This is a genomic window from Burkholderia sp. Bp9142, assembly GCF_003853415.1.
Taxonomy (GTDB): Bacteria; Pseudomonadota; Gammaproteobacteria; order Burkholderiales; family Burkholderiaceae; genus Burkholderia.
The window spans coordinates 84,792-103,183 of record NZ_QTPP01000029.1 but is presented as its reverse complement, the minus strand read 5'-3'; the positions used below and the strand labels follow the sequence as shown (position 1 = coordinate 103,183).

At 68.3% G+C, this 18,392-nt stretch carries 19 protein-coding genes, 1 tRNA gene and 1 pseudogene; 9 read left to right on the top strand and 12 right to left on the bottom strand.

From position 1 onward, the window contains the following. Positions 1-210: pseudogene (locus DIE22_RS27120) on the top strand (ABC transporter ATP-binding protein); the annotation flags it as partial. A gap of 246 nt (positions 211-456) precedes the next feature. After that, a complete protein-coding gene (locus DIE22_RS27115) occupies positions 457-1,128 on the top strand; it encodes a DUF2278 family protein (RefSeq protein ID WP_124500379.1) in 672 nt (223 codons plus the stop codon). 21 nt (positions 1,129-1,149) lie between these two features. Here DIE22_RS27115 and DIE22_RS27110 read toward each other — a convergent pair whose 3' ends face one another. From DIE22_RS27110 to DIE22_RS27100, 3 genes are all read right to left on the bottom strand, one after another. After that, positions 1,150-1,605 carry a GNAT family acetyltransferase gene (locus DIE22_RS27110; protein WP_124500380.1) on the bottom strand — a complete coding sequence of 152 codons (456 nt, stop codon included), beginning with the start codon at positions 1,603-1,605 and terminating at the stop codon, positions 1,150-1,152. A gap of 13 nt (positions 1,606-1,618) precedes the next feature. Then, entirely contained in the window at positions 1,619-2,803 is a 1,185-nt protein-coding gene (locus DIE22_RS27105) for an acetylornithine transaminase (RefSeq protein WP_124500381.1), read from the bottom strand. Positions 2,804-3,095: 292 nt separating this feature from the next. Further along, complete coding sequence (locus tag DIE22_RS27100; protein WP_124500382.1) at positions 3,096-4,127, bottom strand: CDP-6-deoxy-delta-3,4-glucoseen reductase; 1,032 nt, start codon at positions 4,125-4,127, stop codon at positions 3,096-3,098. A gap of 107 nt (positions 4,128-4,234) precedes the next feature. On the opposite strand from DIE22_RS27100, the gene DIE22_RS27095 reads away from it, so the two are divergent. Then, positions 4,235-5,272, top strand: a complete 1,038-nt coding sequence (locus DIE22_RS27095; RefSeq protein ID WP_124500383.1) for an NAD-dependent epimerase/dehydratase family protein — start codon at positions 4,235-4,237, stop codon at positions 5,270-5,272. Here the strand turns inward: DIE22_RS27095 and DIE22_RS27090 are convergent. Together DIE22_RS27090 and DIE22_RS27085 are read right to left on the bottom strand one after the other, a co-directional pair. Then, positions 5,255-5,443, bottom strand: a complete 189-nt coding sequence (locus DIE22_RS27090; protein WP_124500384.1) for a hypothetical protein — start codon at positions 5,441-5,443, stop codon at positions 5,255-5,257. The two genes, DIE22_RS27095 and DIE22_RS27090, sit on opposite strands and share 18 nt — an antisense overlap. A gap of 105 nt (positions 5,444-5,548) precedes the next feature. After that, the gene (locus DIE22_RS27085; RefSeq protein ID WP_124500385.1) at positions 5,549-6,265 is read right to left on the bottom strand and encodes a pseudouridine synthase; all 717 of its coding nucleotides are present in this window, start codon (positions 6,263-6,265) and stop codon (positions 5,549-5,551) included. 207 nt (positions 6,266-6,472) lie between these two features. Here DIE22_RS27085 and DIE22_RS27080 point away from each other — a divergent pair, with 207 nt between their 5' ends. The 3 genes from DIE22_RS27080 to DIE22_RS27070 all read left to right on the top strand — a co-directional run bounded on the left by DIE22_RS27080 (position 6,473) and on the right by DIE22_RS27070 (position 9,051). After that, entirely contained in the window at positions 6,473-6,973 is a 501-nt protein-coding gene (locus DIE22_RS27080) for a DinB family protein (RefSeq protein WP_124500386.1), read from the top strand. 196 nt (positions 6,974-7,169) lie between these two features. After that, positions 7,170-7,943, top strand: coding sequence for an SDR family oxidoreductase (locus DIE22_RS27075; RefSeq protein WP_027785181.1), 774 nt, complete (start codon positions 7,170-7,172; stop codon positions 7,941-7,943). Between the two features lie 178 nt (positions 7,944-8,121). Continuing rightward, positions 8,122-9,051 (top strand): LysR family transcriptional regulator, encoded by a 930-nt coding sequence (locus DIE22_RS27070; RefSeq protein ID WP_124500387.1) that lies wholly within the window; start codon positions 8,122-8,124, stop codon positions 9,049-9,051. 83 nt (positions 9,052-9,134) lie between these two features. On the opposite strand, the gene DIE22_RS27065 is transcribed toward DIE22_RS27070, so the two are convergent. After that, positions 9,135-10,031, bottom strand: coding sequence for a LysR family transcriptional regulator (locus DIE22_RS27065; protein WP_124500388.1), 897 nt, complete (start codon positions 10,029-10,031; stop codon positions 9,135-9,137). Between the two features lie 105 nt (positions 10,032-10,136). Here DIE22_RS27065 and DIE22_RS27060 point away from each other — a divergent pair, with 105 nt between their 5' ends. Next, complete coding sequence (locus DIE22_RS27060) at positions 10,137-11,027, top strand: alpha/beta fold hydrolase (RefSeq protein WP_124606491.1); 891 nt, start codon at positions 10,137-10,139, stop codon at positions 11,025-11,027. Positions 11,028-11,057: 30 nt separating this feature from the next. Here DIE22_RS27060 and DIE22_RS27055 read toward each other — a convergent pair whose 3' ends face one another. Both DIE22_RS27055 and DIE22_RS27050 read right to left on the bottom strand, forming a co-directional pair. Continuing rightward, the gene (locus DIE22_RS27055; protein ID WP_124606490.1) at positions 11,058-11,957 is read right to left on the bottom strand and encodes an SDR family oxidoreductase; all 900 of its coding nucleotides are present in this window, start codon (positions 11,955-11,957) and stop codon (positions 11,058-11,060) included. A 71-nt stretch (positions 11,958-12,028) separates the two neighbouring features. Further along, positions 12,029-12,766: an SDR family oxidoreductase gene (locus DIE22_RS27050; RefSeq protein WP_124500391.1), complete on the bottom strand. Its 738-nt coding sequence runs from the start codon at positions 12,764-12,766 to the stop codon at positions 12,029-12,031. Positions 12,767-12,883: 117 nt separating this feature from the next. On the opposite strand from DIE22_RS27050, the gene DIE22_RS27045 reads away from it, so the two are divergent. Next, positions 12,884-13,786 carry a LysR family transcriptional regulator gene (locus tag DIE22_RS27045; protein ID WP_124606489.1) on the top strand — a complete coding sequence of 301 codons (903 nt, stop codon included), beginning with the start codon at positions 12,884-12,886 and terminating at the stop codon, positions 13,784-13,786. Between the two features lie 28 nt (positions 13,787-13,814). Here DIE22_RS27045 and DIE22_RS38330 read toward each other — a convergent pair whose 3' ends face one another. The 4 genes from DIE22_RS38330 to DIE22_RS27030 all read right to left on the bottom strand — a co-directional run bounded on the left by DIE22_RS38330 (position 13,815) and on the right by DIE22_RS27030 (position 16,478). After that, positions 13,815-13,982, bottom strand: a complete 168-nt coding sequence (locus DIE22_RS38330; RefSeq protein ID WP_185640697.1) for a hypothetical protein — start codon at positions 13,980-13,982, stop codon at positions 13,815-13,817. Between the two features lie 152 nt (positions 13,983-14,134). Next, positions 14,135-14,219 (bottom strand) — tRNA-Leu (locus tag DIE22_RS27040). A gap of 95 nt (positions 14,220-14,314) precedes the next feature. Continuing rightward, positions 14,315-15,472, bottom strand: a complete 1,158-nt coding sequence (locus DIE22_RS27035; protein WP_124606488.1) for an ABC transporter substrate-binding protein — start codon at positions 15,470-15,472, stop codon at positions 14,315-14,317. Positions 15,473-15,536: 64 nt separating this feature from the next. Next, positions 15,537-16,478 carry a CysB family HTH-type transcriptional regulator gene (locus tag DIE22_RS27030; protein ID WP_085041128.1) on the bottom strand — a complete coding sequence of 314 codons (942 nt, stop codon included), beginning with the start codon at positions 16,476-16,478 and terminating at the stop codon, positions 15,537-15,539. 217 nt (positions 16,479-16,695) lie between these two features. Here DIE22_RS27030 and DIE22_RS27025 point away from each other — a divergent pair, with 217 nt between their 5' ends. Next, on the top strand, positions 16,696-18,375 hold the full coding sequence (locus tag DIE22_RS27025) for a nitrite/sulfite reductase (protein WP_124500394.1): 1,680 nt from the start codon (positions 16,696-16,698) through the stop codon (positions 18,373-18,375). Positions 18,376-18,392 lie beyond the last annotated feature (17 nt).

Here is an 18,392-nt window from a genome sequence, read left to right as displayed (position 1 = left end):
TCGCCGATCATGGTCGAGAAGATCTTCGAAGTGGTGCGCGAGATCTCGAAGGAGGGCATCACGGTGCTGCTCGTCGAGCAGAACGCGCGTCTGGCGCTGCAGGCGGCCGATCGCGGCTACGTGATGGATTCGGGTACGGTCACGATGGAAGGCGATGCGAAGCAGATGCTCGATGATCCGAAGGTGCGGGCCGCGTATCTGGGTGAATGAGCGGGCCCGGTGCGGCGCGACGGCGGATGCCGGCGTGCCGCGCAAGGGCTGTCGAAAGGCTGTCACGGGATGCCGTGACAGCCTTTTTTTCGTGTGGCGCGCGCGGATGCGACTCCATTCATTCGACAGTGACGCCGGCCATGCGGTGCGGGACCCGGTAGCGTAAAGGCCGTCCGCCACCGGCCGTCCGCAAACCGACACGCGGGCTGCGTAGCATGATCGATCCATCGGGCACGGAGAGCACGCATGAGTCTGGACTACGGTTTCGTGAAGGCGAAGGTGACGTCGGTGGCGAAGCTGAAGGGCTCGCCGCACGGCGGCGAGATCCAGTATCACATCCACCTGACGCTCGCGTTGCCGGCGGGCGACTGGGACGTCGCGATCAACGTCGGCACCAACGACGCGGACGACCTGCTGAACTACAAGCTCGTCTACGATTTCCACCATCCGGTCACGGCGACGCTCGCGGCCGCGGCCGAAGGCTACACGGATCTCACCGGGCAAGCCGCGCTGCCGGCGCTCGACTATCTGCGCGGCGACATCCTGAACGAGACGGGCGCATGGCGCGCGAGCGCGGTGATGGACGGCACCGAGAACGCGGAGCCGATCCCGTCGCTGCTGCGGCTCGTCAATGCCGCGCAGTCGCAGGGGCTCGACGTCGTCGTGTTCGGCCGCACGTATCGGGAAGGCAACGGCATCCACGACACGCACATGAACCAGGGTTCGACGGGCTCGAACTACCTGCACCGCGCGGGCGATGACCACAACGATCACAACGACGTGTGGCAGGACGGCGCGCTGATCGTGCGCGTGAGCGAGTCGCAATGGGCCGCGTATTTCGCGGCGTTCGAGCAGCAGGCCGTGCCGACCGACGCGCTCGGCAACCCGCTGCCGGGCGCGGGGCCGATCACGCGCTGAGGGCGGCGGCCGCCGGCGGCGTCACGCGGCCGGCAGCGTCTTGCCGAACGAGATGCGCGCCTCGACGCGATAGCCGAGCGCCGCATAGAAGCAGCACGCATCGTCGTTGCCGGGCAGCACCTGCAGATTGATCTTAAGGCAGCCGCGCGCGGCGAGCGCGCGTTCCGCATGCGCGATCAGCGCGCGGCCGATGCCGAGTCGCCGCGCGTCGTTCGACACGCCGAACGAGTAGAGCCAGCCGCGATGTCCGTCGAAGCCCGCCATCAGCGTGCCGACGACCCGCGCGCCGCAGGTCGCGACGAAGAACAGCTCCGGCTGCGTCGCGAGCTTCAGCTCGATCGATCGCAGCGGATCGCGGTGCGGCGGCGCGCCGGCTTCGTCGTACTGCGGGAACGCGTCGCGCCAGACTGCCAGCACGGCATCGGTGTCGGCGCGTTCGAACGGGCGGATGGCGACGGCATCGGCAGCGGCATCCATCGCGGCGGTCTCCTTAGAGCGTGTCGAGGATCGACCGCAGCATCGCCATCATCTGGTCGATTTCGTCGGTCGTCACGTTCAGCGCGGGCATGAAGCGCAGCAGGTTCGGGCGCGCCGCGTTCAGCAGCAGGCCGTCGGGCTGCATGTCGCGCGCCTTCTCGACGATCTGCGGGCCGATGTCCTTGCCGAGCAGCAGCGCGCGCAGCAGGCCTTCGCCGCGTTCACCCTCGAAGCCGCGCTCCTCCGACAGCTCGAGCAGCTTGCGCTTCAGGTATTCGCTGCGCGCGCGCACGCCTTCGAGGAAACCCGGCGCGACGAGCTGCGAGATCACCGAATAGCCGGCCGCCGTCATCAGCGGGTTGCCGTTGTACGTGCCGCCCTGGTCGCCGGCCTCGAACACCGCGACGTCGGCCTTCGACAGCAGCGCGCCGAGCGGCACGCCGCCGCCGATGCCCTTCGCGAGCGTCATGATGTCCGGCTCGATGCCGGACAGCTCGTATGCGAACAGCGTGCCGGCGCGGCCGCAGCCGCTCTGCACCTCATCGACGATCAGCAGCAGGTTGTGCTGCTTCGTCAGCGCACGCAGCGCCTGCATGAACTCACGCGTCGCCGGAATCACGCCGCCTTCGCCCTGGATCGGCTCGAGCATCACCGCGACGGTCTTGCCGGTGATCAGCTTCTCGACCGAATTGATGTCGTTCAGCTCGGCCTTCGGGAAGCCCGGCACCTGCGGTGCGTAGATCGTGTCCCAGCCCGGCTTGCCGCTGGCCGACATCGTCGCGAGCGTGCGGCCGTGGAAGCTGTGGTCGAACGTGATGATCTCGTACGCGCCGTTCCTGAACTTGCGGCCCCACTTGCGGGCGAGCTTGATCGCGCCTTCGTTCGCCTCGGCGCCGCTGTTCGTGAAGAACACCTTGTCGAACACGCTGTGCTGCGTGAGCAGCCCCGCGAGCTTCGCCATCGGCTCGTTGTAGAACGCCGGCGACGGGTTCAGCAGCTTTTCTGCCTGGTTCTTCAGCGCTTCGACCACGCCATCGTTGCAGTGGCCGAGGCTGTTGACGGCCCAGCCCTGGATGAAGTCCAGATAGCGCCTGCCCGTGTGATCGTAGAGCCACGAACCCTTGCCGTGCGTAAACACGATGTCGGGGCGGTTCGTGATGTACATCAGCGAGTCGATCGGGTAATCGTTCAGGGGCATGGCAGCAGACTCCAGCGGGCGTTGAAAGGGAAACGGGCAATAAAAAAGCCACGGAAGGCCGTGGCTGGTGGGTCGAACAGCTTGTGCGTAACCGGTGAAGCGGAGGAGGGTTACGCGCGAGTCCGTGACGAGCCGGCGGCATCCGGGCGGAGCGGCGAGCGGCGACGTCGAAGGGCGGACAGGAAGCGGTTCATGTGCGCAAGCATAAGGCATCCCGCACCCCACTGTAAACCGCCGCGATGCCACGGATGTGACACGGCGGCGCGCAGCGGGGCGCGGGCGCGCCCGGTGCTCAGACCGGATGCGCGAGGTCGGCGGCGCTCGTGAATGAGTCCGCGTAGAACTCGTCGGCCGGCAGCGCGTGGTGCTGCGTGAAGTCGCGCTGCGCGGATTCGACCATCACCGGCGCGCCGCATGCGTACACCTGGTGACCCGACAGGTCGGGCAGGTCCTCGATCACCGCGCGGTGGACGAAGCCGGTGCGGCCGGTCCACTGGTCGGCGTCGTCCGGCTCGGACAGCACCGGCACGTAATTGAAGTTCGGGATCTCGCGCGCCCATTGCTCGGCGAGCTCGCCGAGGTAGATGTCCTTCTTGCGGCGGGCGCCCCAGTAGAGCGTCATCGGGCGCGTGATGCCCGAATGCTTCACGTGCTCGATGATCGCCTTGATCGGCGCGAAGCCGGTGCCCGACGCGAGCAGCACGATCGGCTTGTCGGAATCCTCGCGCAGGAAGAACGTGCCGAGCGGGCCTTCGAAGCGCAGGATGTCGCGCTCCTTCATCGCGCCGAACACGTGGTCGGTGAACTTGCCGCCCGGCATGTGGCGGATGTGCAGCTCGATCGGGCCTTCCTCGTGCGGCGCGTTCGCCATCGAATAGCTGCGGCGCGAGCCGTCCTTCAGGATGAACTCGACGTACTGGCCCGCGAGGTATTGCAGGCGCTCGTTGGCGGGCAGTTGCAGCTTCACGACCATCACGTCGTCGGCGCGGCGCTCGAGCGCGGCGATCCGGCACGGCAGCTTCTTCACCTGCACGCCGTCGACGCCGGCGATTTCACGCACGTCGATCTCGAGGTCGCATTGCGCCTTCGAGCAGCACAGCAGCGCGAGCCCGCGCGTGCGTTCGTCGTTGGACAGTGCCGACGCGGCGTGCGGGCCCTGTTCGATCTGGCCCGACACGATCTGGCCCTTGCAGGAGCCGCACGCGCCGTTCTTGCACCCGTACGGCAGATGGACGTTCTGGCGCAGCGCCGCCGCCAGCACGGTTTCGTCCGACTCGACCTGGAACTGCCGGCCGCTTTGCTTGAGAGTAACGTTGAATGCCATAGAACCAAAAAGAACAAAATGTGGGGGACCGTGCATGTCGCGCACGGCAGCTACAATGCAAGCCCGTTGCGCGCCGCGCAACGGTGGCTACTGATTTCGCAACCAACATGATCGCGACTCGAAACCTGCGCCGGCCGCGCGCACTGATCGTCGGCTGCGGCGACGTCGGCCTGCGCTGCGTGGCGCAATGGTGCGACGCGCGCCGCAACCTGCGCATCGTCGCGCTGACGAGCCATCCGGGCCGCCGCGACGAATTGCGCGCGGCAGGCGCGACGCCGATCGTCGGCAACCTCGATCGCCGGGCGACGCTCGGACGGATCGCGGGGCTCGCCCGCACGATCCTGCATCTCGCGCCGCCGCAATCCGACGGCCGCGACGATCGCCGCACCCGTGCGCTGATCGCCGCATTGTCCGTGCCTGCACGGCGACCCTGCACACCGTCGGTGTCTTCGGTCGGCCGGCTTCGCACGCTGCGCGCCGCGACCCGACAGGCCGGCGTGCCGGGGCGGGCAGCGCGTATTGTACCCGACGCCCTTCGCGCACCGACGCTCGTCTACGCCAGCACGACGGGCGTATACGGCGATTGCGGCGGGGCGCGAATCGATGAAACGCAGCCGCTGCGCCCCGCGAATCCGCGCGCGTTCCGGCGCGTGTCGGCCGAGCGTCAACTGCGGGCGGCGACGGTGCGCGGCGTGCTGTCCGCGCGCATCGTGCGCATTCCCGGCATCTACGCGGCGAACCGGCTGCCGCTCGCGCGGCTCGAGCGCGGCACGCCGGCGCTCGAGCCGGCCGACGACGTCTACACGAACCACATCCATGCGGACGATCTCGCAACGATCCTGCGCCGCGCGGCCGTGCGCGGCAAGCCGGCGCGCGCCGTGCACGCGTCGGACGACAGCGAACTGCGGATGGGGGAGTATTTCGACCGGGTCGCGCGGGTGTTCGGCCTGCCGCTGCCGCCGCGCATCAACCGCGCGGACGCCGAGCATCAGCTCGAGCCGTCGCTCCTGTCGTTCATGCGCGAGTCGCGGCGCCTGTCCAATGCCCGGCTCAAGGCCGAATTGTGCGTGACGTTGCGCTATCCGACCGTAGACGAATTCCTTCAAACGCTCGTGCCGGGCCGCACGTCAGGTCAGCGCCGGTAACGCCTCGATCAGCAGGAAGCACAGCAACGCGCCGATCAGTGCGCCGATCAGGTTCGGATGATATTTGTGCTTCATGTGCATCGCGGCCAGCAGCCCGCCGATCACGAGAGCACCCGCGACCGCGAACGCGATCGTCACGTACGACAGTTCGAAAGAATGGTTGAGGTTCATGATGTCTCCCCTGCATCGCTGCTCGTACAGCTTGTGATTTCAGTATAGCGGGGGATGCTGCGGCCGCGATGCGGCCGGACACCGAACGGTCGTGCGGATTTTCCCTTACAGGGTTTTGACGGGATTGCGCAGGGCTGAAAGGTCGCTTTCCCCGAGCCAGAGCCACGCGCCGGGCGCCAGGTCGTCCGGCAGCGTGAAGCCGCCGATGCTTTCGCGGTGCAGCGCCTCGACCCGGTTGCTGGCCGCGGCGACCATGCGTTTCACCTGATGATATTTGCCTTCGAGGACGGTCAGCGCGAGCGCGCGCGTGTCGCGCGCGTCGGCGGCGACCGCCGCGATGGGCTTCGGCTCGCCGTGGAGCTGCACGCCGGCGCGCAGCGCGTCCAGCTGGGCGTCGTCGAGCGGGTGGCGCACGGTCGCGACGTAGGTCTTCGGCACCTTGCGCTTCGGCGACGTGTACGCGTGCACGAACTGGCCGTCGTCGGACAGCAGCAGCAGGCCCGTCGTGTCCTGGTCCAGGCGGCCGACGCACTGCACGCCGCGTGCGACGAGCGGCGCGGGCAGCAGGCTGAACACGCTCGCGTGGTGTTGCGGCTCGCGCGAACACTCGTAGCCGGCCGGCTTGTTCAGCGCGAGATACGCGCGGGCGTGGAACGGCCAGGCGGTGTCGTCGACCGTGAACACGAGACCGTCGGTGTCGAACGACGCGTCAGGGTCGGTCGCGCTCGCGCCCGCGACGGTGACGCGACCCGTTTCGATCAGGCCGCGGCACTGGCGGCGCGAGCCGAAGCCCTGCGTGTAGAGAATGCTTTCGAGATCCATAGCGCGCGCATTCTATCAAGCTGCGTGCCGGCAGCGGCACGAACCCGTCCGCGCTGGTAAGCTGCCGGAGCGCCGCGCGCGTTCATGCTTCGCGACCGACAGGCATCGCACGCAAGGGGCGTACGGCTTCAGCGCGAAGTCGTGCCACGGCGGCGGCAGGCCGGTGCCCGGGCTGCCGCGGCCTTCATCCGACATGAGGTTTGCCGCATGAATCCGATGACGTTCGATGCACTCGCCGATTTTCCCCGCCAGCTCGAAGCCCATTTCGCCGCCGTGCCGGACGGTTATGCGAGCTGGACCCCCGACGACTGGAGCGGAATCCCGAGCGAGCACTTCTCGCCGCTCGGGCAGCTCTGCCACGTGCGCGACATCGAGATCGACGGCTACCACGTGCGGCTGCGGCGGATGCTCGACGAAGATCACCCGCTGCTCGTGTCGGTCGACGGCGACGCGCTTGCGCTCGAACGCCGCTACGACGCCGCGCATGCATCCGGCGTGCTCGCGGCGATTCGCGACGCACGGCGCGAGACGCTCGACCTCGTGGCGCGCCTCACGCCCGCGCAGCTTGCACGCACCGGCGAGTTCGAAGGCTACGGCGCGCTGACCGTGCGCGGCCTCCTTCACTACCTGTGCAGCCACGACCAGCAGCATCTGGCCGGCATGCAATGGCTGCTCGGCAAGATCGACGCGGTGCTGTACGCACGCTGACCCGCGCGACCCGGCGGCCGTGCATCGGGTCATGCCGCATCGAGCACATTTCGCGGTGGTCGTCGGTGGGGCAGGCCACCGTTCCGGCCTCGTGATTGGATCGTTTTTCTGGATAATCCATCCAGCCGCGCCCGGCTGACCGTCGCGTCGCACGTGCCTACACTCCTAGCTTCATTCAACGCTAAAAGGAGTCACCGTGGCTACTCACACGCTCGCAGACAAGGTCGTCCTGATCGCAGGCGGCGCCAAGAATCTCGGCGGCCTGATCGCCCGGGACCTGGCCGGCCACGGTGCGAAGGCGGTGGCGATTCACTACAACAGCGCGGCGTCGCAGGCGCAGGCGGAAGAGACGGCCGCCGCCGTGCGCGCGGCCGGCGCGCAAGCCGCGACGTTCCAGGCCGACCTGACGACGGCCGCCGCGGTCGAGAAGCTGTTCGACGACGCGAAGCAGCGCTTCGGCAAGATCGACATCGCGATCAACACTGTCGGCAAGGTGCTGAAGAAGCCATTCACCGAAATCTCGGAGGCCGAATACGACGAGATGTTCGCGGTGAACAGCAAGTCGGCGTTCTTCTTCATCAAGGAAGCGGGGCGGCACCTCGAGGATCACGGCAAGCTCGTCACGCTCGTGACGTCGCTGCTTGGCGCGTTCACGCCGTTCTATGCGGCCTACGAAGGGTCGAAGGCGCCGGTCGAGCACTTCACGCGCGCCGCGTCGAAGGAGTATGGCGCGCGCGGCATCTCGGTGACGGCGGTCGGGCCGGGTCCGATGGACACGCCGTTCTTCTATCCGGCCGAAGGCGCCGACGCGGTCGCGTATCACAAGACGGCGGCCGCGCTGTCGCCGTTCAGCAAGACGGGCCTCACCGACATCGAGGACGTCGTGCCGTTCATCCGCCATCTCGTGACCGACGGCTGGTGGATCACCGGCCAGACGATCCTGATCAACGGCGGCTATACGACCAAGTAACGGGCCGTGCAGGGGGCGTCGCGTGCGTGCGGCGGCCCGCAATGGACCGTTTGCATGGACAATGGACGGGCGCGCGGGCACGAAGCCGCGCGCCCGTTTCGTCTGTGCCGCCGGGATCTGCCGCGACGCGCGGCAGTGGCCGGTGACGGGCGTCTGAACCCACGTTTTCCGCCTGCCGATGGACAAGCTGGACCAGGTCAGAATCTTCCTTCAGGTTGCCGAGATGGGCAGCTTCATCAAGGCCGCGCATGCGCTCGACGTGCCGCGCGCGACCGTGTCGGCTGCTGTCCAGCAGCTCGAGACGGCGCTCGGCACGCGCCTGTTGCACCGCACGACGCGGCAGGTCCAGCTGACCGCCGACGGCGCGCTGCTGCTCGAGCGCGGCCGGCGCCTGCTCGCGGAAGCCGACGAACTCGACCGGCTGTTCCGGCGCCGCGATCGCGACGTGATCGGGCGGCTGAACGTCGATGTGCCGAGCCGGATCGCGCGCCGCGTGATCGCGCCGGCACTGCCGTCGCTGTTTCGCCGCCACCCGAAGCTGCAACTGTCGCTCGGCTCGACGGACCGCTCGATCGATCTCGTGCAGGAAGGTGTCGACTGCGCGATCCGGGTCGGGCGGCTCGCGGACAGCAGTCTCGTCGTGCGGCCGCTCGGGCAGTTCGCGCTGATCAACTGCGCGAGCCCCGACTACCTGCGCGAATGCGGCGTGCCCGAGCATCCGGATGCGCTCGCGCACGGGCACTGGGCGATCGGCTATGCGTCGCCGACGACCGGGCGCGAGCTCGGCTGGGAATACTGCGCGGACGGCGGGCGCCACACGCTGGCGCTGCCGAGCCGCGTGATCGTCAACAACGCCGAAACCTATATCGCGAGCTGCATGGCCGGGATGGGGCTGATCCAGATTCCGCGCTTCGACGTCGTGCACCTGCTCGACAGCGGCGCGCTGGTCGAGGTGATGCCCGGCCATCGGGCCGCGCCGATGGACGTGTCGGCCGTGTATCCGCATCGCCGGCACCGGTCGCGGCGGCTCAACGCGTTCATCGAGTGGTTCGGGGAGCTGATGGCGGATGCGCTGCACGACACGGGTGCGACCGCGAGCGGCGACTGAAGACGGGCGCAGTGCCTGAACGCGCTGACGGCGATCGGCGGGTGCCGGCGGTATGCGACAGGTATGGCGGCCGGCGCGCGCGTTCAGCCGGCCTGCGCGGCGAATTGCCGGGTGCGCCCGGTGGCCCGCACCGCGTCGATCAGCGCGGCGCCGGCGCCGTCAGGCCTGGACGCGAACGCATAAAAACGTGCGGCCGGCAGCGCCGGCAGACCGTCGTGCGGCCCGCACGCGCGCAGGCCGTCGCGCAGCTGGCTGCGTGCGAGTGCCGTGACCGCGAAGCCGGCGAGGGCGGCCGATATGCAGCCGGCCATGCTGCCGCTTTCGAACAGCACGCGGAATGGCCGCAGCGCGGCGGCGAGCGCGGACACCGCGGCTTCCCGATACACGCACGGCTCCGGAAACAGCGCGAGCGGCACGTGGCCTTCGGCGTCGAGCGCCGTATCCGACGCGAATGCCCACACGAGCGGTTCTTCCCACAGCAGTTCGCCCGGTGCGTCGACCCGCCGGCATTGCTTGCCGAACACGACGTCGAGCCGGCCCACCGTCTGCTCGCGCAGCAGCGACGCGGTGATCCCGACCTTCAGCTCGATCGACGTGCGCGGATGGCTGTCGCGGAACGTGCGCAGCACCTGCGGCAGCCACGTGCCCGCGAAGTCTTCCGACGCACCGACGCGCAGCCGGCCGTGCGCGGGCGCGCCGCGCAGCCGGGCGCGCACTTCGCGCTCCATGTCGACGATGTTGCGCGCGTACGCGTACAGCGTGTCGCCGGCCGGCGTGAGCGCGACACGGCGCGTGGTGCGCGCGAGCAGCATCGTGCCGGCCGCCTGTTCGAGCCGCTTGATGTGGCCGCTGACCGCGGACGGGGTCAGCGCGAGGCGTTCCGCGGCCGGCGCGAAGCCGCGGCTGTCGACGACTTCGAGGAAGGTGCGCAACAGCGCGATGTCGAGGGCGGTCGACGCGGGATCGGTCGGCGGTTCCATCGGTCGATTCAACGCAATATTCGAAGAATGGATCATGATACTCCGCGAATCGTGATTAGAAGCGGCTCTACCATCGACCTTCAGACTGACCCACCGGAGTGCACGATGACCGCTTATCGATTTGCGACGACCGCGTCGCTCGAACTCGCCTATCTCGAATGGAATCCGCGCGGCGAACGCGCGGCCGTGTTGCTGCACGGCTGGCCGGATAGCCCGGTCGGCTGGGAGGCGGTGGCGGAAGCCCTGGCTGTCCGCGGCTATCGCGTGCTCGCGCCCGCGCTGCGCGGCTTCGCACCGACCCGTTTTCGCGACGCGACCGTGCCGCGCAGCGGCCAGCTCGCGGCGCTCGGGCGCGACGTGCTCGAATTCGCCGACGTGCTCGGCCTCGAGCGGCCCGTGCTGGTCGGGCACGACTGGGGCGCCCGCGCGGCCGCGAACGCATGCGGGTTGCGCGATGGCGTCGCGTCGCGCCTGGTGATGCTGTCAGTCGGCTATGGCACCAACGATCCCGCGCAGCCGCTGTCGCTGCAGCAGGCGCGCAACTACTGGTATCACTGGTTCATGGCGACGCCGCGCGGGGAGAGTGCGTTGCGCGACGACCGCCGCGCGTTCGCACGCCTGATGTGGGACACGTGGTCGCCGCCGGGCTGGTACAGCGATGCGGAATTCGAGGCCGCCGCCGCGGCGTTCGACGGACCCGACTGGATCGACGTCGTGCTGCATTCGTACCGGCAGCGCTGGGGCTTCGCGCCCGGCACGCCGGCCTATGCGGACGACGATGCGCGGCTGAACCCGGCACCGGTGCTGGCGGTGCCGACGCTCGTGCTGCATGGCGGCGCGGATACCTGCAATCACCCGGACGGCTCGGCCGGTCGCGAGCGGTTCTTTACGGGGCGCTACGCGCGACAGGTGCTGGACGGCGTGGGGCACTTCCCGCAGCGGGAGGCGCCGGCGGCGGTCGCGGCGGCAATCCTCGGGTTCTGCGAGCGAGACTGAGGCGCGCCGGCCGGCCCGGCGCGCGGCGGATCAGTTGCCGATGCGGGGCGCAAGCAGGTCGGCGAGTCCGATGTTCCTGAACATCTCGCGGCGAATGCGATCGCCGACGCGGAATACCTCCTCCGCGCCGTCCTGCGACGGATCGACGAACACGCGGTACGGGCGCGTGCCGGACGGCGCGCCGACGATGTCGACGATTGCCGTCGCGACGGCGGCGGCATCGGCATCCGCGGGCTCGAGTGCGGCAAGGCCCTTCAGCGCGTGCTCGGCGACGCCCGCGTACGGGCCGTCGTCGTACGCTGCCTGCACCGCCGCGTCGGCCGGCTTGCCCGCGTGGGCGAAGTGATTCGTGCCGCGGGTGAACGCGCCCGGCACGACGATCGACGTTTCGATACCCCAGCGCGCGAGTTCGGCCGCATAGGACACCGCGAGCGAATCCATCGCGGCCTTCGCGGCGAAGTAGGGCGCAAGGAACGGCGGCGTGCCGCCGCGCGCCGACGAGGACGACACCCACACGAGCAGGCCGCGGCCGCGGCTGCGCAGGTGCGGCAGCGCAGCGCGGTTCACGCGCTGGGTCGACACGACGTTGATGTCGTAGAGCTGCGCCAGTTGTTCGGGCGTGAACGCTTCGGCCGGGCCGAACACCATGTGGCCGGCATTGTGGACGACGACGTCGAGGCGGCCGTTGTCCGCGATCACGCGCTCGATCGCGGCAGCGACGGATGCGTCGTCGCCGACGTCGAGTTCGACGGTGCGCAGGTCGACGCCGTGCTCCCGCGCGTAGTCGGCGATGGCGGCGACGCGCGGCGCGTTGCGGCCGGCGCTCTCGCGCATCGACGCGTAGACCGTATGACCGGCGCGGGCGAGCGCCTGGGCCGTCAGCAGGCCGAAGCCGCTGGACGCGCCCGTGACGAGTATGATTTCCTTCATGATCGATCTCCTGCGAGCGGGTTGGCGCGAACCGCGGCGGGCGGCCTGTTCGCGCGATTCATCGGTGTCCGTCAGCACATGCCGCCGTTGGCGCGCAGGATCTGGCCGTTGACCCACGCGCCGTCGGGGCCGGCGAGGAATGCGACGACGCCGGCGATGTCCCCGGGCTGGCCCAGCCGCTCGAGCGGATTCATCTTTGCCAGCCGATCGACGAGTTCGGGGCTCTTGCCCTCCAGGAACAGCTCGGTCGCGACCGGCCCCGGCGCGACGGCGTTCACGCTGATGCCACGGCCGCGCATCTCCTGCGCGAGGACCTGCGTCAGTCCTTCGACGGCTGCCTTGGTCGCGACGTACACGCCGTAGGTAGGCAGGCGCACGCCGACCATCGTCGACGACAGGTTGACGATGCGGCCGCCGTTGCGCACGCGCTTTGCCGCCTCGCGGCTGACGTTGAAGGTGCCTTTGAGGTTGATCGCGACGGTCTGGTCGAACGTGGTGTCGTCATAGTCGGCGATCGCCCCGAGCTTCATGACACCCGCGCTGTTGACGACCACGTCGATGCGCCCGAACGCCTGCTCGGCCGCGTCGAACAGTGCGGCGACCGCCGCCGGGTCGGCGATGTCAGCCTGCACCGCGATGGCTTCGCCGCCGTCGGCGGCGATCGCGTCGACCACCTCCCGGGCCGGGCCCGCGCCACCCGCGTAGTTCACGACGACCCGGAAGCCGTCCCGGGCGAGACGGCGGGCGATTTCCGCGCCGATGCCGCGCGATGAGCCCGTGACGAGGGCGACCTTTTCCGATGTGCTCATGTCCTGCTCCTTGGTTCGTGAGTGCCGGGCGATCCGGCGACAGGACAAATGTAGGCTTCCTCGGTCAATAAAAATAATGAATAATGATCAGATCAAGAATGACTGAAAGTATGTCTCATGGCCTTTGACAGCAGGCTCCTGAGCGGTATCGGCGTGCTCTCGGCGGTGATCGAGGCCGGTACCTTCGCGCGCGCGGGCGAGGCGATGGGGCTGACGCAGCCGGCGGTGAGCCGCGCGGTCGCGCGGCTCGAAGAGCGCGTCGGCATCCGGATCTTCAACCGGACGGCGCGCGCGATCACGTTGACCGACGAAGGGCGGCGCTTCTACGAGGCCGTCGCGCCGCTGCTGGCCGGCATCGAGGAGGCGGCGGTCGACGCCGGCCGTTCCCGGGCGCGTGTCAGGGGGCGGCTGCGGGTCAACGTGGACGGCACCTTCGGCCACTACGTGCTGGCGCCGAGGATGGCCGAATTCCTCGACCGCTTCCCCGAACTGTCCGTCGAGATCAGCGTGCGCGACCGGATGGGCGATCTCGTTGCCGACGGGTTCGACGTCGCGGTGCGTTTCGGCGTGCCGGAACCGTCGTCATACCGTGCGCGGCTGCTGCTCGAGACGCGCGTGCTGACCTGCGCGTCGGCGGCCTATGTCGCGCGTCATGGCGAACCGCGGCACCCTCGGGATCTCGCGGACGGGCACCGTTGCGTGCTGATCCGCGATCCCGTGACCGGACGGCCGTACGAATGGGAATTTCACCGGGGCAAGGAGGTCGTGCCGGTCGACGCCGCTGGCAGGCTGACGGTCAACGACACGGGCGGGCTGCTCGGCGCCTGCCTCGGTGGCGTCGGCATTGCGCAACTGCTGGAACTCTATGCGCGGGACATCCTCGCCGACGGGCGGCTGGTCCTGCTGCTGCCGGAATGGACGGACGAGACCTTCCCGCTTTATGCGTATCACCACGCGTCGAACCTCGTTGCCGCGAAGGTGAGGGTGTTTCTCGACTTCGTCCGCGAGTTGATGGCCTGAGCGTGACGGGCGGCACGCCGCCGCCGGATCACTCGGTGCGGTGCGGAATGTTCTCCGGGAACGGGTAGGGCGCATGCGGCCCCGGCCAGTCGGGCACGGGCGGCTCGCTCAGCAGGTCGCATCCGCCCAGCATGAGCGACAGCAACGCGGCGAGCACGCCGCGACAGATCCGGCTTGAAATGACGCGCGTGGACATGGGCGGCCTCCGTGCTTGCGTGTCCTGATGCTTGGACCGCCGGGGGGAGGTGCGCGTTGCGGTGTGCCCGGCGCGCGGCAAAAACAAAAAACCCGCGAAGCGGCGAGCTTGCGCGGGTTTCGACAGGTGCAGCACATGACGCTGCGAAAGACTGGTGCCCAGGGCCGGAATCGAACCGGCACGCCTTGCGGCGGGGGATTTTGAGTCCCCTGCGTCTACCAATTTCACCACCTGGGCTTTGATCCTGGCCGCACATACGATTGTGCGCGGCGAAACGCGGATTATGGCGGAAAACGGGGCATCGGGCAAGCTGCCCGGCACCCGTCCGTGTGTCACTGGCTCAGATAGACGAACTGGCCGTGTTTCACGATCCCCATCACGCTCGCACGCTGGTCGAGTCCCACGTGATCCCTGTCGCTCGTATTGACGATGCCGTTCGGCACGACGAGTTCGCGTGCGCGTTCGAGTTCGCGCCGCAGCGCCGCGCGGAAGGCCGGTGTGCCGGGCTGCGCGGTCTTCAGCGCGCGGCCGACCGCGTCGGCAAGGCGCGGGTACACGCCCGCCGCGTCGCCCGCGAACTGCGTGACGGTGCCGGCACCGTATTTCGTCTCATATGCATCGACGAATGCCAGTGCAGCCTTGCGGGCCGGATGGTCGGCGGGCAGCGTGCGCGCGACGACGACCGGCTGGGTCGGGAACAGCGTCCCGTCGACGTCCTTGCCGCCGAGCTTGATGAATTCCGGCGTCGCGATCCCGTGCGTCTGGTAGATCGCGCCCTTGTAGCCGCGCTCGATCAGCGTGCGCTGCGGCAGCACGGCCGGCGTGCCCGAGCCCGCGATCAGGATCGCGTCGGGTTTCGCCGCGATCAGCTTCAGCGCCTGGCCGGTGACGCTCGCGTCGGTGCGGTTGAAGCGCTCGGTCGCGATCACGCGGATCTTGCGCACCTCCGCGAAGCGCGTGAATTCGTTCAGCCAGCTATCGCCGTAGCTGTCCGCGAAGCCGATGAAGCCGACCGTCTTCACGCCGTGGTTGGCCATGTAACGCGTCATCACGTCGGCCATCGCGCTGTCGCTCTGCGCCATCTTGAATGCCCAGGTCCGCGCGCCTTCCTGCGGCTCGACGATCGCGCCGGAACCGACCAGCGTGATCATCGGCGTCTGGGCCGCCGCCACCGCGTCGAGCGCCGCGAGCGCGGCCGGCGTGATGTTCGGCCCGACCACGACGTCGACGTGATCCTCGTCGACCAGCTTGCGGATGTTGCGCACGGCGGTGCCCGGGTCGGACGCGTCGTCGAGCACCGTCACCTGCACCGGCTGCCCGGCGATCGTCTTCGGCCACATCAGGATCGCGTTCTTGCTGGTGATGCCGATCGCGGCGGCCGGGCCGGTCGACGACAGGTCGACGCCGACCTTCAGGTCGGCATGCGCGGCCGCGCAGGCGAGCACGAGGGCGGCGCCGGCGGCGCGGCGCATCAGGGCGGGAAGCGTCATGCGGGAATCTCCGTCGGGCAACAAAAAGGGGCGCGATATGCGCCCCGTCGTTTATACACGCGGGTCAAAGCTCGTACGATTCGGATTCGCCCTTGAGCGCCTGCTCGATCAGCTTGCGGTTCAGCGTCGGCGACAGCAGCTCGACCAGCGTATACACATAGCCGCGCAGGTAGGCGCCCTGCTTGAGCGCGACGCGCGTCACGTTGCTGCCGAACAGGTGGCCCACCGGAATCAGCCGCAGGTTGCGGTCGCGCTCCGGGTTGAACGCGATGTCGGCCATGATCCCGACGCCGAGGCCGAGCTCGACATAGGTCTTGATCACGTCGGCATCGATCGCCTCGAGCACGATGTCCGGCGACAGCCCGCGCAGCGCGAACGCATGGTTGATCTTCTTGCGGCCGGCGAACGCATCGTCGTACGTGATCAGCGGGTACTGCGCGAGATCGTCGAGCGTGACCGGCTTGCGTTCGAGCAGCGGATGGTCGGCCGGCACGACGGCCGCGTGGTGCCACTGGAAGCAGGGCAGCGACACGAGTTCCTTGTAGTCGGAGATCGCCTCGGTCGCGATCGCGAGATCGGCCTGGTCGTGGATCACCATCTCGGCCACCTGCGTCGGGCTGCCCTGCAGGATCGACAGATGCACCTTCGGGAAGCGCTTCTTGAACTCGGCGATCGCGGCCGGCAGCGAGTAGCGGGCCTGCGTGTGGGTCGCCGCGATGGTCAGGTTGCCCTGATCCTGTGCGGCATAATCCTTCCCGACCCTTTTAAGGCTTTCAACCTCCTGAAGAATCCGCTCGACCGACGCGAGGATGATCCGGCCCGGCTCGGTGAGCGAGCGCACGCGCTTGCCGTGCCGCGTGAAGATCTCCACGCCGAGCTCGTCCTCGAGCTCGATGATCGCCTTCGACACCCCCGGCTGCGACGTGTACAGCGCCTTGGCGGCCTCGGTGAGGTTGAAATTCTGCCGGACGGCCTCGCGCACGAAGCGAAATTGGTGCAGGTTCATTTATAACCCTTCCGCATATCAACAGAATTTTTTAGTCGTTTGAAATATAAGGCGAGTTTATTACGATTCACCGGAGTTTTTCAAATATGGATATCTGTTTTCGTCATTAGCAATCCAGCCGGGCAGCGGAAGGCCGGCGGTGGCGGCGGAACGGAGATTCGGGCGCGACGTGGCTAGGACGTCGCGCGGTCACCACGAAAACCCCTGGGGTCCCCGAATGTATCAGTACGACCAGTACGACCAGACGATCGTCGACGAGCGAGTCGCACAGTACCGCGATCAGGTGCGCCGCCGCCTGTCGGGCGAGTTGAGCGAAGACGAATTCCGTCCGCTGCGCCTGCAGAACGGCCTGTACATGCAGCGCCACGCGTACATGCACCGCATCGCGATTCCGTACGGCAACCTGCGCAGCGAACAGCTCCGCATGCTGGCGCGCATCGCCCGCGAGCACGACCGCGGCTACGGCCACTTCTCGACCCGCTCGAACATCCAGTTCAACTGGGTCGAGCTGGAAGACACGCCCGAGATTCTCGCGAAGCTCGCATCGGTGCAGATGCACGCGATCCAGACGTCGGGCAACTGCATCCGCAACATCACGGCCGACCAGTTCGCCGGCGTCGCGCAGGACGAAGAGATCGATCCGCGTCCGTGGTCCGAGATCCTGCGCCAGTGGTCGACGTTCCATCCCGAATTCGCATGGCTGCCGCGCAAGTTCAAGATCGCGGTGTCCGGCTCGAAGGACGACCGCGCGGCCGTGCAGATCCACGACCTCGGCGTGTACCTGAAGAAGAACGAGCAGGGCGAAGTGGTCGCGAGCATCCTCGCGGGCGGCGGCCTCGGCCGTACGCCGATCGTCGGCGCGGTGATCAAGGAAGACCTGCCGTGGCAGCACCTGATCACGTACTGCGAAGCCGTGCTGCGCGTGTACAACCGCTACGGCCGCCGCGACAACCTGTACAAGGCGCGTATCAAGATCCTCGTGAAGGCGCTGTCGCCCGCGAAGTTCGCGCAGCAGGTCGAGGAAGAGTGGCAGCACCTGAAGGACGGCCCGTCGACGCTCACGCAGGCCGAGCTCGACCGCGTGTCGCAGTACTTCTTGCCGCCCGTCTACGAGAAGCTCGCCGACACCGACGCGTCGTTCGAGCAGCACCTGCTCGAGAACAAGGCGTTCGCGCGCTGGGTCGAGCGCAACGTCGCACCGCACAAGGTGCCGGGCTATGCCGCCGTCACGCTGTCGCTGAAGGACCACCGCGTGGCGCCGGGCGATGCGACCGACGCGCAGATGGACCTGGTGGCCGACTGGGCCGACGCGTACTCGCTCGGCGAACTGCGCGTGTCGCACGAGCAGAACCTGATTCTCGCGAACGTCAAGAAGCGCGACCTGTTCGCGGTGTGGGAAAAGGCGAAGGCGGCCGGCTTCGCGACGCCGAACGTCGGCCTCCTGACCGACATCATCGCGTGCCCGGGCGGCGACTTCTGCTCGCTCGCGAACGCGAAGTCGATCCCGATCGCGCTGGCGATCCAGCAGCGTTTCGACGATCTGGACTACGTGTACGACCTCGGCGACCTGTCGCTGAACATTTCCGGTTGCATGAACTCGTGCGGTCATCATCACGTGGGTAACATCGGCATCCTCGGCGTCGACAAGGACGGCGCCGAGTGGTACCAGGTGTCGCTCGGCGGCGAGCAGGGCACGGGCCGGAACGGCGCGCGCCTCGGCCGCGTGATCGGGCCGTCGTTCTCGGCGGAAGAAGTGCCGGACGTGATCGCGAAGCTGATCGACACGTTCGTCGAGGCGCGCATCGACGGCGAGCGCTTCATCGACACGTACGACCGCATCGGCATCGCACCGTTCAAGGAGCGCGTGTATGCGGCGCGCCAGGCAGTGAACGCGTAACCAACCGGGTAGAAGGA